The sequence below is a fragment of the Lysinibacillus sphaericus genome (assembly GCF_005217585.1).
GTDB classification, from domain to species: domain Bacteria; phylum Bacillota; class Bacilli; order Bacillales_A; family Planococcaceae; genus Lysinibacillus; species Lysinibacillus sphaericus.
In genome coordinates this window covers 1-15290 of the sequence record NZ_SZPT01000014.1, presented here as the reverse complement: position 1 = coordinate 15290, position 15290 = coordinate 1, and the positions used below count along the sequence as shown (strand labels likewise).

Below are 15290 nucleotides of genomic sequence, written 5' to 3'. Positions count from 1 at the left end.
CGAAACTTTTTTTAAGTAAGGCTTTTCGTTGTATGATGAAATCATGATATGTTAAGATTTTACTTATAATTTTTCTGTTTGTAATGAGGAGGCTGGAGATGAATCGAATATTTCGATATACCATATTCTATTTACTGATTTTCCTAGTGATCATTGGTATATTTGGTACTTTCAATGGCGGTAAATCGCCGACGAAAGAAATTACTTACCCAGAGTTTTTAGAAGCTCTTGATAAGAATGAAATTACAGAAGCAAAAATTCAACCTGATAAATCAGTATATATTGTTGAAGGTTCCATGAAAGGTTATGAAAAAGGCGAAAGTTTCACAGTGAACCTTCCCCGCGATAACCAATCATTGATGGATCGAATCGATGAAGCTGCTAAGGATAAGAATAGCAATATAGATTTCTTGAAAGCACCAGAAACGAGTGGATGGGTACAGTTCTTTACAGGTATTATTCCATTCATCATTATCATCTTCTTATTCTTCTTCCTAATGAGTCAATCTCAAGGTGGCGGCAATAAAGTAATGAGTTTTGGTAAAAGTAAAGCTAAGCTTTATGATGACCAAAAGAAAAAAGTTCGTTTTACTGATGTAGCGGGTGCAGATGAAGAGAAAGCGGAACTTGTAGAGGTCGTTGATTTCTTAAAGGATCACCGCAAATTCACTGAAATAGGTGCTCGTATTCCAAAAGGTATCTTACTTGTAGGTCCTCCAGGTACAGGTAAAACATTACTTGCTCGTGCAGTAGCAGGTGAAGCTGGCGTACCATTCTTCTCGATTTCAGGTTCTGACTTCGTGGAAATGTTTGTCGGTGTAGGTGCTTCACGTGTGCGTGATTTATTCGAAAATGCGAAGAAAAATGCTCCATGTATCATTTTCATTGATGAAATTGATGCTGTAGGTCGTCAGCGTGGTGCTGGTCTTGGCGGTGGTCACGATGAACGTGAGCAAACATTGAACCAATTATTAGTTGAAATGGATGGCTTCGGTGCAAACGAAGGAATTATTATTATCGCAGCAACAAACCGTCCAGATATTTTAGATAAAGCGTTATTACGTCCTGGTCGTTTTGACCGTCAAATTACAGTGGGACATCCTGATGTAAAAGGTCGTGAAGCCATTCTAAAAGTGCATGCTCGCAATAAGCCTCTTTCGGATTCAGTCGATTTAGCAGCTGTAGCACAACGTACACCAGGCTTCTCGGGTGCGGATTTAGAAAACTTATTAAACGAAGCTGCACTTGTAGCAGCACGTAAAAGTAAACGTACGATTAATATGGCCGATATCGATGAGGCATCTGACCGTGTTATTGCAGGTCCAGCGAAAGCGAGCCGCGTTTACTCTGCAAAAGAGAAAAAGCTTGTATCCTTCCATGAAGCGGGTCACGTTGTTGTTGGTCTAGAGCTTGATGAAGCAGATACAGTTCATAAAGTAACAATCGTACCACGTGGTCAAGCGGGTGGTTATGCGATTATGTTACCGAAGGAAGAACGTTTCTTCACAACAAAACAAGAGCTGTTAGACCGTATTGCGGGACTTCTTGGTGGTCGTGTAGCTGAAGAAATCGTGCTAGGTGAAGTATCTACTGGGGCTCATAATGACTTCCAAAAGGTAACAAGCATTGCACGTGCAATGGTTACAGAATATGGTATGAGTGAAAATCTTGGTGCGATGCAATTTGGGTCAAGTCAAGGTGGGAATGTATTCCTTGGTCGTGACTTCAACTCTGATCAAAACTACTCAGATTCAATTGCTTATGAAATCGATAAAGAAATGCAAAAAATTATCGATACGCAGTATGAACGTACTAAACGTATTCTGACAGAAAAACGCCATTTACTTGATTTAATTGCGAATACTTTAATGGAAAAAGAAACATTAAATGCGCAAGAAATCGAACATTTACGTGATCATGGTATTTTACCAGAACCTGAAGCGGTGGAAAACGTTGTAGAACAAGCGCCTAAAGCTGAAGCACAACCAACTTTAGAAAAAGTCGGTAAACCTGTTCTTGAAAAAGAATTGCTAAGCGAAGCGCCAAATCCAACAACAGCGGATTTACCAAAAGAAGGTTTCGACCAAAAGGATGCTCCTAAAGGGATCGACGAAAAACGTGATTAATCACATAAAAGACTGCTTATGAAATTTTCATAAGCAGTCTTTTTCTTTGCTTTTTTTTTGCATGAAGCATTACGATGTAAATAGTATGTTATGCATCTGCATAATGGATAGGAGTGTTGAACATGGAAAACGTAACATTGAATAATGGACTAGAAATGCCTTTAGTAGGCTATGGTGTATTCCGTGTACCAGATGGAGATGATTTGGCGGAAGCTGTTAAAACGGCTATCGCAAAAGGTTATCGTAGCATAGATACTGCACAAGTGTACCGTAATGAGGAAAGCGTTGGGCGAGGAATTCGCGCAGCAATTGATGAAGGTCTAGTTGCGCGTGAGGAGCTTTTTGTAACTTCAAAAGTTTGGAATGACGGACTTTCTTATGAAGAGACACTTGCCGCATACGCTAGCAGTTTAGAAAAATTAGGTTTAGATTATTTAGATTTATATTTAATTCATTGGCCAGGTTTAGATACGAACTATATTGAGGCATATAAAGCGCTTGAAAAAATTTATCAGGACGGGTGTGTTCGTTCCATTGGTGTCAGCAATTTTCATGTACATCATTTAGAACATTTATTAAAAGAAACAACGGTTATTCCTGTTATCAATCAAATAGAATTTCACCCCCATCTGACACAGGAAGAAGTACGTAATTATTGTAAAGAACATCGTATTCAAGTTGAAGCATGGTCACCATTAATGAATGGTTCTTTGTTGGAGGAAGCGTTAATTCAACAGTTAGCAAGTAAATACAACAAAACACCAGCACAAATCGTTTTGCGATATGATGTTCAACATGGTGTTGTAACAATCCCAAAAACAATGACACCATCACGTATGACTGAAAACTTAGATGTTTTTGATTTTGCATTAGCTGATGAAGAAATGGCACAGTTAGATGCTATGAATGACGGCTTACGTTGCGGACCAGACCCTGAAAAATTTAATTTTAAATAATGGTTACGGAGCTACCTTCTAAAATGTAGGGTGGCTCCTTTTATCGTAAGTAGTAATGCTATTTCATTGGCTTAAAAGTGTGGTATCATTTTCTAAAGTGTTCAAACTTTATTTGGTGTTCAGCGAAGCGCCTTCTTAAACTGAAAATAAGCGCCTCTAGTTCGATGAAGTGAAGTTACACAAACAAACGTTTGTTGATAGTAATGAAACTCAGTCGGTTTCATGGGGGCGAATTTGATATGGAGGCATCGGCCATGATTTTAGTATTGGATGCAGGAAATTCAAATATTGTATTGGGAGTCTATGATACAAATGATCAGCTCGCTTTTCATTGGCGAATGGTTACGGATCTTCATAAAACGGAAGACGAATATGCGATGCAAGTACTCGCTTTTTTTAACCATGCAGGCATTTCATTTGAACAAATTACTGGCATTATTATATCCTCGGTTGTACCGCCGATTATGTTTTCGTTAGAAGCAATGTGCAAAAAATATTTCCGGAAAAAACCATTGGTCGTTGGACCCGGTGTAAAAACAGGTTTAAACATTAAATATGAAAACCCACGAGAGGTTGGTTCAGATCGAATCGTAAACGCTATAGCAGCGCTCGATGCTTATAAAGCACCGTTAATTATTGTGGATTTTGGTACGGCAACAACATATTGTTATTTGAATGAAAAAGGCGATTATATGGGCGGTGCTATTGCTCCAGGCATTTCGATTTCAACAGAGGCACTTTATACGCAGGCAGCTCGATTACCACGTATTGAAATTCTTCGATCTACACATATTGTTGGAAAAACAACCGTTTCTGCGATGCAGGCCGGCATTTTTTATGGTTTTGTTGGACAAGTGGAGGGCATTGTTAATCGCATGAAGGCACAAAGTAAAGAAGAGCCACTTGTTATTGCAACTGGAGGATTAGCCAATTTAATTGCTGGGGAGACGCAAGTGATAGATGTCGTTGATCCATTTTTAACATTAAAAGGTTTATATAAGTTATATAAACGTAACCAATAAGAAAAGAGGGACTTTTCATTTATGAAAGATTATTTAGTTCGAGGTTTAGGATTTAATGGGCAGGTGCGTGTTTTCGCTGCTTGTACAACAGCAACTGTAGGAGAAGCACAACGCCGTCATAATACATGGCCAGTTGTGTCTGCAGCTCTTGGTCGTTCCATGACTGCTGGTGTCATGATGGGAGCTATGTTAAAAGGTCAAGAAAAGATTACCATTAAAATCGAAGGTAATGGTCCAATCGGTCCTATGGTAATTGATAGTAACGCTCAAGGTGAAGTGCGTGGTTTTGTAACAAATCCACACGTGCATTTTGATTTAAACGAACAAGGCAAGTTGGATGTACGAGCTGGTGTCGGGACGGAAGGCGCGTTAACGATTGTCAAGGATCTGGGCTTACGTGATATGTTCTCTGGCCAAACACCAATTATATCTGGAGAAATTGCAGAAGATTTTACTTACTATTTTGCAACATCTGAACAGGTGCCTTCATCTGTAGGGCTTGGTGTACTAGTTAATCCGGATAATTCTATTCTAGCGGCGGGCGGCTTTATTCTTCAACTTATGCCAGGCTGTGAAGAAGAAACAATCGACGCAATCGAGCAACATTTAGCGACGCTAGAGCCTGTATCGAAAATGATTGAAAAGGGCTATACGCCAGAGCAAATTTTAGAGGCTGTATTAGGAGAAGGAAAAGTCCAAATTTTAGATTCAATGCCGGTTGAATTTAAATGTCAATGTTCAAAAGAGCGATTTGGTGCAGCAATTTTAGGTTTGGGTTCGCAGGAAATTCAAGAAATGATTGATGAAGATGGTGCGGCTGAAGCACAATGTCACTTCTGTTTAGAAACATATCATTTCTCAAAAGAAGAACTAGAAGGTTTTATCGATGAGCTCAACGCGTAATCGGAGACCACAGACATCTTCAACACCCAACCAAACGCCCTTATTGCAACGCCGTTTAAAAACAAAGCCGGCTTTAATAGTTATTGCTATCTTATTACTAGGGAATTTTTTATGGTTTATTGCTTGGTTAATTCCAAATAAAGGTCAGGAAATTGGTAGCGACGAACAAGTCGCTGCCGTTGATGGCGATGTAATAACACGCCAAGAGTGGATGATTGCTATGGAAGAACGCTATGGTAAAGAAACTCTCCAAAACTTAGTGAATGAATCTGTTATGGAAAAGGCTGCTGATAAATATAAAATAAAAGTGTCTAATCAAGAGATTGATTTAGAACTTGCGTTAATGCGTTCAGCTCAAGATAAATTCGATACAGCATTGCAAAATCTTTCGGCCGACCAGTTAAAGCAGAAAATTCGCTCTGGGCTTATTTTAGATAAAGTACTAACAAAAGATGTTGTGATTAAAGAAGACAGTATTAAAAAATACTATGAAGAAAATAAAGCGTTATATAATACTGACACAAGTTATCGTACAAATTTTATTGAGGTAGACTCAAAAAAAGCTGCTGAAGAAGCGTTAAGTGAACTAAAAAATGGGTCTGATTTTTCTGTGCTGGCACGTGAAATTTCAATTGACAGTGCATCGGCTAGCTTAGGTGGAGACATAGGGTTCTTAACAGAGAAGCAGGGCAATATTGATCCAGCTCTGTTAAAAGCGGTTAAAACGTTATCGGCAAATGAAATTAGTAAGGTATTTAAGTTAGATAATGGCCATTACGGAATTGTGCAAGTTCAAGAAGTAATAGAAGGTCAATCCTTTACATATGACGATGTGAAAGAACATATCGAACGGGAGCTTGCGTTGGAGCAATTGCAACAATCAATAACACCTGAAGCATTTTGGTCTGAATTTAAGGCGACTTGGTATTATGGTGAAGAAAAGAAATGATAAAAGGAAGCCAGAAAGTAACGTACTTTCTGGCTTCAAATAAATATTCTGAAAATATAAGCTTTATTGATTGACAATGCAACTGGAAAATTGATAAAATACAAAATAAGTAAAACCTATAAAATTAGTAGGGATTAGGAGTGGAATAATAAATGAGTAGATTAGCGAACTCAGTAGCTGAATTAGTTGGTAAAACACCAATTGTAAAATTAAATCATGCAACAAGTGAAAATGAAGGTACTGTATATGTTAAATTAGAGTATTTTAACCCAGGGAGCTCAGTAAAGGACCGTTTAGCGTTGGCGATGATTGAAGCTGCTGAAAAAGACGGAACGTTAAAACCAGGTGGTACGATTATTGAACCTACTTCTGGTAATACAGGAATTGGATTAGCAATGATTGCTGCAGCTAAGGGCTATAAAGCAATTTTAGTAATGCCAGAAACAATGAGTTTAGAGCGACGTAATTTACTGCGTGCTTATGGTGCTGATTTAGTGTTAACACCTGGACCAGCTGGCATGAAAGGTGCCATTTCAAAGGCGGAAGAGTTATCTGCAGAGCACGGATACTTTTTACCACAGCAATTCACTAACCCAGCAAACGCAGTTGTTCACCGTTTAACAACAGGGCCAGAAATCGTGGAAGCTTTTGACGGCTTGAAATTAGATGGATTTGTTGCAGGTGTTGGTACAGGTGGTACAATTACGGGTGCTGGTAGCGTATTAAAAGAGAAGTACCCAGAAATTGAAATTATTGCTGTTGAGCCAAAAGATTCTCCAGTACTTTCAGGAGGTCAACCAGGTCCACATAAAATCCAAGGTATTGGTGCTGGATTCGTGCCTTCTGTTTTAGATACAGACGTTTATTCTTCAGTATTCCCTGTAGAAAATGAAATTGCGTTTGAAGTAGCACGTAAAGTAGCGCGTGAAGAGGGTATTCTATGCGGTATTTCTTCAGGTGCAGCAATCTATGCAGCAATTGAGACAGCAAAACGCTTAGGTAAGGGCTCAAATGTCCTTGCAATCGTACCTTCAAATGGTGAGCGTTACCTATCTACACCTTTATACCAATTTGAAGACTAATTTTCAGACAAAATGACATCCTTCTAAAAGGGAGTCTTATAGACTGTAGGCAATCTCAAAAATTTGAGAGTGTGCCTACAGTTTTTTTTTATGGAAGAGCCGCTATTTGACGAGAAGGAGCAACTTTTAGTCTGCAACTTAATTCTTAAAAAGACTATATACAAAACGCCTGCATGGAACAAAAATGGGCTGATATTCCCTCGCTATTTTGAGCAAGAAATCGTGCCAATAGACACGAACAGTATTGGCAATCGGTTGTAGCAAGAAGTGGCATTTATAGTTATTTATTTTAGGAGCAAAAAAAATTCGCATCTCTGCATTTTTCACGTTAAGATGGAATCACATCATATGATCCAAAGGGGAAGAACAACGTGAATACATTATCTACGAAATCAGTGAAAATGGACGCAGACGCGTTTTTTTATAGCTATAAAAAGCAAACGACAGATGAAAAAGCTCATGTATTTTTAGAGAGTGGACGTGGCGGGCACTATTCGATCGCCGCATGGCAGCCATTAGCAACTGCTCAATCAATTGAGGGTGGTTTGCTTATAGAGTGGAGAGATGGCACTCGCGAAATGTTATACGGGGAGCCACTTGATTTGTTAGAACAGTTAGTAGCGAACTATCAATTAACTTATGATGCTAAACTGCCTGTTTTCCAAGGAGGCGCCATCGGTTTTGTGTCATATGATTACGCACGGAAAATTGAGGAGCTGCCAGAACTAGCAACAGATGATTTAAAGGTGCCAGATATTTATTTTTATTTATTTGATTGTTGGGCAGTACATGATGTTAAGACAAATGAAGTTACGTTTATGAAGTTAGCAAACTGTGATGTGAACCTTGAAGAGCGAGCACATGCTTGGCAAGTAGCGGCACAGGAAGGTTTGCAGTTAAGGAAATTTGAAAAGACAAATGCTGTTGAAGTGGTAAATGATGAAAGTGAACTGCTTGTGTCATTTGCAGGCACTGCCTTTGAAGCTGCTGTGAGGAAAATTCAAAGCTATATAGCACAAGGTGACGTGTTTCAAGTGAATTTATCAGTTCGTCAATCGAAAAAATTAAATGCTACAGCAATGGATGTTTATGAAGCGTTACGTGCATTTAATCCTTCGCCATATATGGCGTATATTGAAGCCCCTGATTTTGCGGTTGTGTCTGGTTCACCAGAGCTATTGGTGAAACGCCAAGGTAAGGAGTTATCAACACGACCAATAGCAGGAACGCGTCCGAGAGGAAAGTCTGATGAACAAGACATTGCGTTGGCACAGGAGTTAATTGATAACGAGAAGGAGCGAGCAGAACATGTGATGCTCGTTGATTTAGAACGTAATGATTTAGGGAGAGTATCAGCATACGGTACAGTGGAGGTCGATGAGTTTATGGTCATTGAACGCTATTCCCATGTCATGCATATTGTGTCAAATGTGCGTGGTGAGATAGCTGAAGGAAAGACCAATGCGGATGTCGTTCGAGCGATGTTCCCAGGTGGGACGATTACAGGAGCACCTAAAATTCGTACGATGGAAATTATTGAAGAATTAGAACCAGTCCGTCGAGGGTTATATACGGGTTCCATTGGCTGGTTAGGCTATACAGGGGATATGGAGTTGAATATTGTAATACGAACAGCGTTTGTTAAAGATGGGATGGCCTATATCCAAGCTGGTGCAGGAATAGTTATTGATTCTGTTCCGGAAAGAGAATACCAAGAATCTTTAAATAAAGCAAAAGCTATGTGGCAGGCTAAGGCAATGGCGGAGGAGCGAGCAAAATGATTTTAATGATTGATAACTATGATTCTTTTACATATAATCTTGTGCAGTATTTTGGAGAATTTGGACATGAGTTATTTGTAAAAAGAAATGATTCGCTCACAATTGCGGATATTGAAAAACTTGCGCCCGATATGATTGTGATTTCTCCTGGGCCTTGTAGTCCGAACGAAGCTGGTGAAAGTCTAAACATCATTCGATATTTCGCGGGAAATATTCCTATTTTAGGGGTGTGTCTTGGACATCAAGCAATAGCTCAAGTTTTTGGAGGACATGTTATTCGTGCAGAACGTTTAATGCATGGTAAAACGTCTCCGGTGTTGCATGCGGAAAAGGGCCTACATGCAGGTATGCCCAATCCATTTCAAGCAACACGATATCATTCGCTCATTGTGGAAAAAGAAAGCTTACCAGCCTGTTTTGATGTGACAGCGTGGACTGCAGAAGGAGAAATTATGGGCATTCGGCATAAAGAGTATCCAATCGAAGGAGTTCAATATCATCCAGAATCTATTATGACGGAACAGGGGAAAAAGCTTCTACGTCATTTTATCGAATTGTATGTAGAAGGAGCGAAGTAATATGCAGTGCTGGTTGAACGGGAACTATGTAGCAGCGGAGGAATTGCGAATTTCACCATTTGACCATGGTTTTTTATATGGCTTAGGTTTTTTCGAGACGTTGCGTACTTACAATGGGAAGGTATTATTTTGGGAAGCGCATATGGAACGTTTACAAGCGGCACTTACGCAGTTCCATATTCATCTGCCTTATACAAAACAGGATTTACTAGCTGTTATTAAACAACTAAATTTAGCTGCCGGTGGGCAAGATGGTTATTTTCGTTTAAATGTATCTGCTGGGGAGCATAGTATAGGTTTGCAACCGAGCGAGTATACACAACCCAATGTAATCGTCTTTCGGAAAGAGTTGCCTGATACTCCTCGTGGTAAGGAAAAAACAGCGCAATGGTTAGAGGTAAGACGGAATACTCCTGAAGGCGTTTTACGTGTCAAGTCGCATCATTATGGCAATAACGTTTTAGGAAGGTTTGAAATGTCCTCTTTAGCCATGCAGGAAGGTTTCTTTTTAACAGAGGAGGGCTATGTGGCTGAAGGTGTCACTTCAAATATATTTTGGGTGAAAGATGATATACTATATACGCCTTCTTTAGAAGCGGGTATATTACCTGGTATTACGAGAGCATGGGTACTAGAACATGCGCAGTCAGTAGGTATTGAAATACGAGAAGGTTTATTTACTAAAAACGATGTGGAGCAAGGGAGCGAATGTTTTATTACAAACTCTGTGCAAGAGCTTGTTCCGATTTGCATGTTAGAAGATATTCAGTTTTTAGGCAATAAAGGACCGATTTATTTACGTTTACATGAGGCGTTTTTCAAAGAGGTGGAACAACAATAGAAGGAGCATTAAAATGCTAGAAAACTATACAACACCGTTAACAATTAATGGGATTACTTTAGATTATAACAGTGAAACATTTATTATGGGTATTTTAAATGTCACGCCAGACTCTTTTTCAGATGGTGGAAAATATAATAACGTGGATGCCGCTGTAGAGCAGGCTAAAAAGATGGTAGCTGAAGGTGCGAAAATTATTGATGTTGGCGGTGAATCGACACGCCCTGGTTATGAGCGTATTTCTGATGATGATGAAATTGCGCGTATTGTACCGGTTATCCGGGCACTAGTAGCGGAAGTGCCAGCTATTATTTCAGTTGATACGTATAAAGCGAGCGTAGCACGGGCGGCGATTGAAGCGGGTGCTCATATTATTAATGATATTTGGGGTGCCAAATCAGAACCTGCCATTGCAGAAGTTGCTGCGGAACTAAATGTACCAATTATTTTAATGCATAATCGCGAAAACAAAGATTATGGAAGTAATTTTTGGGCAACAGCCAAAGCGGATTTAGAACAGAGTATTGCTATTGCGAAGAAGGCGGGTGTGCTTGATTCTCATATCATATTGGATCCAGGCATCGGTTTTGCTAAAACAACGGCTCAAAATATTGCAATGATGCAGCATCTAGCGGATTTAGTGAATATGGGATACCCTGTGTTATTAGCAACCTCGCGCAAGTCAATGATAGGCAATGTATTGCAGCTTCCTGTAGAAGAACGGATTGAAGGAACATGCGCAACTGTTGTTTATGGCATTGAAAAAGGTTGTCATCTAATCCGTGTGCATGATGTGAAAGAAATGGCTCGTGCTGCACATATGGCTGATGTGTTAGTTGGTAAACGTATTTACAAGGAGGAAGCGTAATGGACTATATTCATTTAAAGGACATGCAGTTTTATGGCTATCATGGTGTTTTAGCAGCAGAAACAACACTGGGCCAACGCTTTCGCGCCAATGTTTCATTAGCGGTTGATATGACTAAAGCGGGTGACACAGATGATTTAACGTATACTGTGAATTATGCTGAAGTGTATGCGCTTTGTCGTGATATCGTTGAGGGCGAGCCTTTTAAACTAATTGAAGCTCTTGTTGCGAAAATCGCTAATAGTATACTCTCTGCATATCCTGATAAGGTCAAAGGTGTACGAGTTGAGCTCATTAAACCAGATCCACCGATACATGGTTATTACAAAGAAGTTTCAGTTGAGATAACTAGAGGTGACTTCTAATGAATGACGTATATATATCGATTGGTACAAATATTGGTGAACGTTATGCCAACCTTCAGCGTGCAATCGAACTTTTAATGGAAAAAGAAGGGCTAGAAGTTATTCGGGTTTCTTCTATCTATGAAACAGCGGCTGTAGGTTTTACTGACCAAGCAGATTTTTTAAATATCGCGGTTCATGTTAGAACAAGTAGTTCATCTTGTGAAATGCTAAAGATTTGTCAGTCGGTAGAGAACGAGTTAGGTCGTGTTCGGGAGTTTCGATGGGGGCCTCGAATCATCGACCTTGACATTCTACTCTACAATCACGAAAATATTGAAACAGAGAGCTTACTTGTGCCACATCCAAGAATGTATGAACGAGCTTTTGTGTTAGTACCATTAATAGAAATTACGCCTACTCCATCTGGAGAGCAATTACAAAGAGCACACACAACCCTGCAACAGATGAATTTGCAAGAGGAAGGCGTAACACTATGGAAGCAATCGGCGGATACGAGATTGATGCCGTCTATGAAATAATGTGCATAAGTTTGATTTGTGGAGAGCTTAATAATAAATGCCAAAAGCATTAACAATACATCTTTAGCAATGACGGGTGAAAGCCCATAGAAGGAGGAAATCGACGTTGAGTCAGACAACTGAAAAGCCGTTTCAAATTGGCGATATTGTCATGGACAACCGTGTCGTATTAGCACCAATGGCTGGTATCTGTAACTCTGCTTTTCGATTAACGGTGAAAGAATTCGGAGCAGGGCTAGTATATGCAGAAATGATTAGTGATAAAGGGATTGTTAGTAAAAATGAAAAAACGTTAGGTATGCTATATATTGACGAACGTGAAAATCCCCTTTCACTACAAATTTTTGGTGGAGATAAAACGACACTTGTAGAAGCGGCGAAGTATGTAGACGAAAATACAACTGCTGACATTATTGATATTAATATGGGCTGTCCAGTCAATAAAATAATTAAGTGTGAAGCAGGTGCACGTTTACTGCTAGATCCAAACAAAGTTTACGAAATGGTAGCTGCAGTTGTTGATGCGGTGAAAAAGCCAGTCAGTGTAAAAATGCGTATTGGGTGGGACGATGAACATGTCTTTGCTGTGGAAAATGCGCAGGCTGTTGAACGTGCCGGTGCTTCAGCAGTAGCGGTTCATGGCCGTACACGTGTGCAAATGTACGAAGGAAAAGCAAATTGGGATATTATTCGTCAAGTAAAGGAAAATGTCAATATCCCTGTACTTGGTAATGGTGATGTTGAATCGCCCCAAGATGCAAAACGTATGCTAGATACAACAGGGGTGGATGCTGTAATGATCGGACGAGCAGCATTAGGTAATCCGTGGATGATTTATCGTACAGTTCAGTATTTGGAAACAGGAGAGTTAAAAGACGAGCCTGGCGTTCGCGAAAAAATGGATGTATGTTTATTGCATTTTGAACGCCTGATGCAATTAAAAGGAGAGAGTGTGGCTGTGCGCGAAATGCGTAAGCACGCATCGTGGTATTTAAAAGGTATTCGTGGTAACGGTAAAGCCCGCAGTGCTATTAATCAAACTGAAACAGCAACAGAGCTACGTGCTATATTAAATGGAATTGTGCAAGACTATGAGCAACGTGAGTCTGAAATTTATGTACCAGAGCAAAAAGAAATTATCATATAATGTGATAAGAGACATCTCAATTTAATTTTGAGATGTCTCTTTTGTTATGATTGATGTAAAAGTAAATATAGAACAACCTAATCTGTCTACTTTAATTTTTAGAATTATTAATTATTTTAACTCTTATGGAATTTAAACCGAAACAGATGAATACAGCTTTAAAATTGTGTACAATAGAAATATTATGGACGTAAACGCGGACAATTTAATAAGGAGTGAAACAAGTGTCAAACATAGAAGAGTTAAATGATCAGCTATTGGTGAGACGTCAAAAAATGACTGCTATTCAAGAGAACGGTCAAGATCCATTCGGTAGTCGATTTGAGCGTACACATCTTTCTACAGAAGTGCGCGAACAATTTGCAGATCAAACAAAAGAACAGCTAGAAGAAAACCTACAAGAAGTGATTATCGCAGGTCGTATTATGACAAAGCGCGGTAAAGGGAAAGCTGGCTTTGCACATATTCAAGATTTAGGTGGACAAATTCAAATTTACGTTCGTCAGGATCATGTTGGTGAAGAAGCTTATGACTTATTTAAACAAGCTGACCTTGGTGATATCGTAGGTGTACGTGGTAACGTATTCCGTACGCAAGTGGGAGAACTTTCAGTGAAGGCTGAAGGATTTACGTTCCTAACAAAAGCGCTACGTCCTATGCCTGAAAAATTCCATGGCTTACAAGATGTAGAACAACGATACCGTCAACGTTATTTAGATTTAATGACAAACGAAGATAGCAAAAAAACATTTATTACGCGTTCTAAAATTATCCGTGCAATTCGTAACTATTTAGATAATGCAGGATACTTAGAAGTAGAAACACCAATGCTTCATACAATTGCCGGTGGTGCAGCAGCTCGTCCGTTCATTACTCACCATAATGCACTTGATATGGAATTATACATGCGTATTGCTATCGAATTGCACTTAAAACGTTTAATCGTGGGTGGACTAGAAAAAGTTTATGAGATTGGCCGTGTATTCCGTAACGAAGGTATCTCAACTCGTCACAATCCGGAGTTCACAATGATTGAACTGTACGAAGCATATGCAGACTACAAAGATATCATGTCATTAACAGAAAACTTAATTGCCCATGTAGCACAAGAAGTTCTTGGCACAACATCCGTACAATACGGTGAAGATGAAATCAACCTTGCTGTAGGTTGGAGACGTGTTCATATGGTAGATGCGGTTAAAGAAGCTACAGGCGTTGATTTCTGGCAGCCAATGACGAAGGAACAAGCGCAAGCACTTGCAAAAGAACACGGGGTAGAAGTCAAAGCTGCGCATGAAGTCGGTCATATTATTAATGAATTCTTCGAGCAAAAAGTAGAAGAAACACTAGTACAGCCAACTTTTGTATTCGGTCATCCTGTAGAAATCTCTCCTTTAGCGAAGAAAAATCCAGAGGACGAGCGTTTCACAGATCGTTTTGAGCTGTTTATCGTACGTCGTGAGCATGCGAATGCATTCACAGAGCTTAATGATCCAATCGATCAACGTGAACGCTTTGAAGCGCAACTAGCTGAGAAAGAAGCGGGCAATGACGAAGCACACGAAATGGATAATGACTTTATTGAAGCTTTAGAATTCGGTATGCCGCCAACAGGTGGATTAGGTATTGGTATTGACCGTCTAATCATGCTTCTTACAAACTCACCATCAATTCGTGATGTACTATTATTCCCAACAATGCGCCACATAACGAAATAATAATTAAAAAGGAGATCCTTGTTGAAAAGGGTCTCTTTTTTTATTGAGAAATGACAAAAACAGAGGTATAGTAATAACAATGTTTTCAAAGCAAGAATAATTGTAAAAACATCGTAGCTAGAAACTACTATTAATAGCTTACTAATGACGTTTTTTTAAAGAAATAATATTTTTGCAGAAAAATACTTGCAGAGATCTTAGAATCGTGATAAATTATTACTTGTCGTTAAGACGACGTAACATTAAGTATCACAAACTTCTTAAATAACGACCGCAAAAAAATGTTGACAACAACATTCGAAAGTGGTAAGATTTAAAAGTTGTCACTTCTTAAGGAAATAAAATATTTTAAAAAGTTGTTGACAGCTAAGTTTGAAAATGGTATTATATAAAAGTTGCTGAAACGAACAGCGACAAAATGAACCTTGAAAAC

General features: G+C 39.2%; 14 protein-coding genes. All 14 read left to right on the top strand.

From position 1 onward, the window contains the following. Window positions 1-98 precede the first annotated feature (98 nt). The 14 genes from ftsH (at window position 99) to lysS (ending at window position 14857) form a co-directional block, all read left to right on the top strand. Complete coding sequence (gene ftsH, locus FC748_RS21580) at window positions 99-2126, top strand: ATP-dependent zinc metalloprotease FtsH (protein ID WP_108031353.1); 2028 nt, start codon at window positions 99-101, stop codon at window positions 2124-2126. Window positions 2127-2248: 122 nt separating this feature from the next. Beyond that, complete coding sequence (locus tag FC748_RS21575; protein ID WP_108031351.1) at window positions 2249-3082, top strand: aldo/keto reductase; 834 nt, start codon at window positions 2249-2251, stop codon at window positions 3080-3082. Between the two features lie 254 nt (window positions 3083-3336). Then, the gene (locus tag FC748_RS21570) at window positions 3337-4104 is read left to right on the top strand and encodes a type III pantothenate kinase (RefSeq protein WP_025218335.1); all 768 of its coding nucleotides are present in this window, start codon (window positions 3337-3339) and stop codon (window positions 4102-4104) included. A gap of 21 nt (window positions 4105-4125) precedes the next feature. Beyond that, window positions 4126-5007: an Hsp33 family molecular chaperone HslO gene (hslO, locus tag FC748_RS21565; protein ID WP_024362610.1), complete on the top strand. Its 882-nt coding sequence runs from the start codon at window positions 4126-4128 to the stop codon at window positions 5005-5007. After that, window positions 4991-5956 (top strand): peptidyl-prolyl cis-trans isomerase, encoded by a 966-nt coding sequence (locus FC748_RS21560; protein ID WP_024362611.1) that lies wholly within the window; start codon window positions 4991-4993, stop codon window positions 5954-5956. Before hslO ends, FC748_RS21560 begins: the two co-directional genes overlap by 17 nt. Window positions 5957-6108: 152 nt before the next feature. After that, a complete protein-coding gene (gene cysK / locus FC748_RS21555) occupies window positions 6109-7038 on the top strand; it encodes a cysteine synthase A (protein ID WP_024362612.1) in 930 nt (309 codons plus the stop codon). A 371-nt stretch (window positions 7039-7409) separates the two neighbouring features. Continuing rightward, complete coding sequence (locus FC748_RS21550) at window positions 7410-8819, top strand: anthranilate synthase component I family protein (protein WP_024362613.1); 1410 nt, start codon at window positions 7410-7412, stop codon at window positions 8817-8819. Further along, window positions 8816-9397: an aminodeoxychorismate/anthranilate synthase component II gene (pabA, locus tag FC748_RS21545; protein ID WP_108031349.1), complete on the top strand. Its 582-nt coding sequence runs from the start codon at window positions 8816-8818 to the stop codon at window positions 9395-9397. Before FC748_RS21550 ends, pabA begins: the two co-directional genes overlap by 4 nt. 1 nt (window position 9398) lies before the next feature. After that, window positions 9399-10238 carry an aminodeoxychorismate lyase gene (gene pabC / locus FC748_RS21540; RefSeq protein WP_108031347.1) on the top strand — a complete coding sequence of 280 codons (840 nt, stop codon included), beginning with the start codon at window positions 9399-9401 and terminating at the stop codon, window positions 10236-10238. 13 nt (window positions 10239-10251) lie between these two features. Next, complete coding sequence (gene folP, locus FC748_RS21535; protein ID WP_108031345.1) at window positions 10252-11106, top strand: dihydropteroate synthase; 855 nt, start codon at window positions 10252-10254, stop codon at window positions 11104-11106. After that, window positions 11106-11471 (top strand): dihydroneopterin aldolase, encoded by a 366-nt coding sequence (gene folB, locus FC748_RS21530; RefSeq protein WP_024362617.1) that lies wholly within the window; start codon window positions 11106-11108, stop codon window positions 11469-11471. Before folP ends, folB begins: the two co-directional genes overlap by 1 nt. Beyond that, window positions 11471-11992 (top strand): 2-amino-4-hydroxy-6-hydroxymethyldihydropteridine diphosphokinase, encoded by a 522-nt coding sequence (gene folK, locus FC748_RS21525; RefSeq protein ID WP_108031342.1) that lies wholly within the window; start codon window positions 11471-11473, stop codon window positions 11990-11992. Before folB ends, folK begins: the two co-directional genes overlap by 1 nt. 106 nt (window positions 11993-12098) lie before the next feature. Next, entirely contained in the window at window positions 12099-13139 is a 1041-nt protein-coding gene (dusB, locus tag FC748_RS21520; protein ID WP_025218339.1) for a tRNA dihydrouridine synthase DusB, read from the top strand. Between the two features lie 215 nt (window positions 13140-13354). Further along, a complete protein-coding gene (lysS, locus tag FC748_RS21515; protein ID WP_174412966.1) occupies window positions 13355-14857 on the top strand; it encodes a lysine--tRNA ligase in 1503 nt (500 codons plus the stop codon). Window positions 14858-15290: the final 433 nt, after the last annotated feature.

Excerpts from the sequence above, each read along its gene's own strand:
- ftsH (WP_108031353.1), top strand. The coding sequence starts at position 99 with ATGAATCGAATATTTCGATATACCATATTCTATTTACTGATTTTCCTA.
- FC748_RS21575 (WP_108031351.1), top strand. The coding sequence starts at position 2,249 with ATGGAAAACGTAACATTGAATAATGGACTAGAAATGCCTTTAGTAGGC.
- FC748_RS21570 (WP_025218335.1), top strand. The coding sequence starts at position 3,337 with ATGATTTTAGTATTGGATGCAGGAAATTCAAATATTGTATTGGGAGTC.
- hslO (WP_024362610.1), top strand. The coding sequence starts at position 4,126 with ATGAAAGATTATTTAGTTCGAGGTTTAGGATTTAATGGGCAGGTGCGT.
- FC748_RS21560 (WP_024362611.1), top strand. The coding sequence starts at position 4,991 with ATGAGCTCAACGCGTAATCGGAGACCACAGACATCTTCAACACCCAAC.
- cysK (WP_024362612.1), top strand. The coding sequence starts at position 6,109 with ATGAGTAGATTAGCGAACTCAGTAGCTGAATTAGTTGGTAAAACACCA.
- pabA (WP_108031349.1), top strand. The coding sequence starts at position 8,816 with ATGATTTTAATGATTGATAACTATGATTCTTTTACATATAATCTTGTG.
- pabC (WP_108031347.1), top strand. The coding sequence starts at position 9,399 with ATGCAGTGCTGGTTGAACGGGAACTATGTAGCAGCGGAGGAATTGCGA.
- folP (WP_108031345.1), top strand. The coding sequence starts at position 10,252 with ATGCTAGAAAACTATACAACACCGTTAACAATTAATGGGATTACTTTA.
- folB (WP_024362617.1), top strand. The coding sequence starts at position 11,106 with ATGGACTATATTCATTTAAAGGACATGCAGTTTTATGGCTATCATGGT.
- folK (WP_108031342.1), top strand. The coding sequence starts at position 11,471 with ATGAATGACGTATATATATCGATTGGTACAAATATTGGTGAACGTTAT.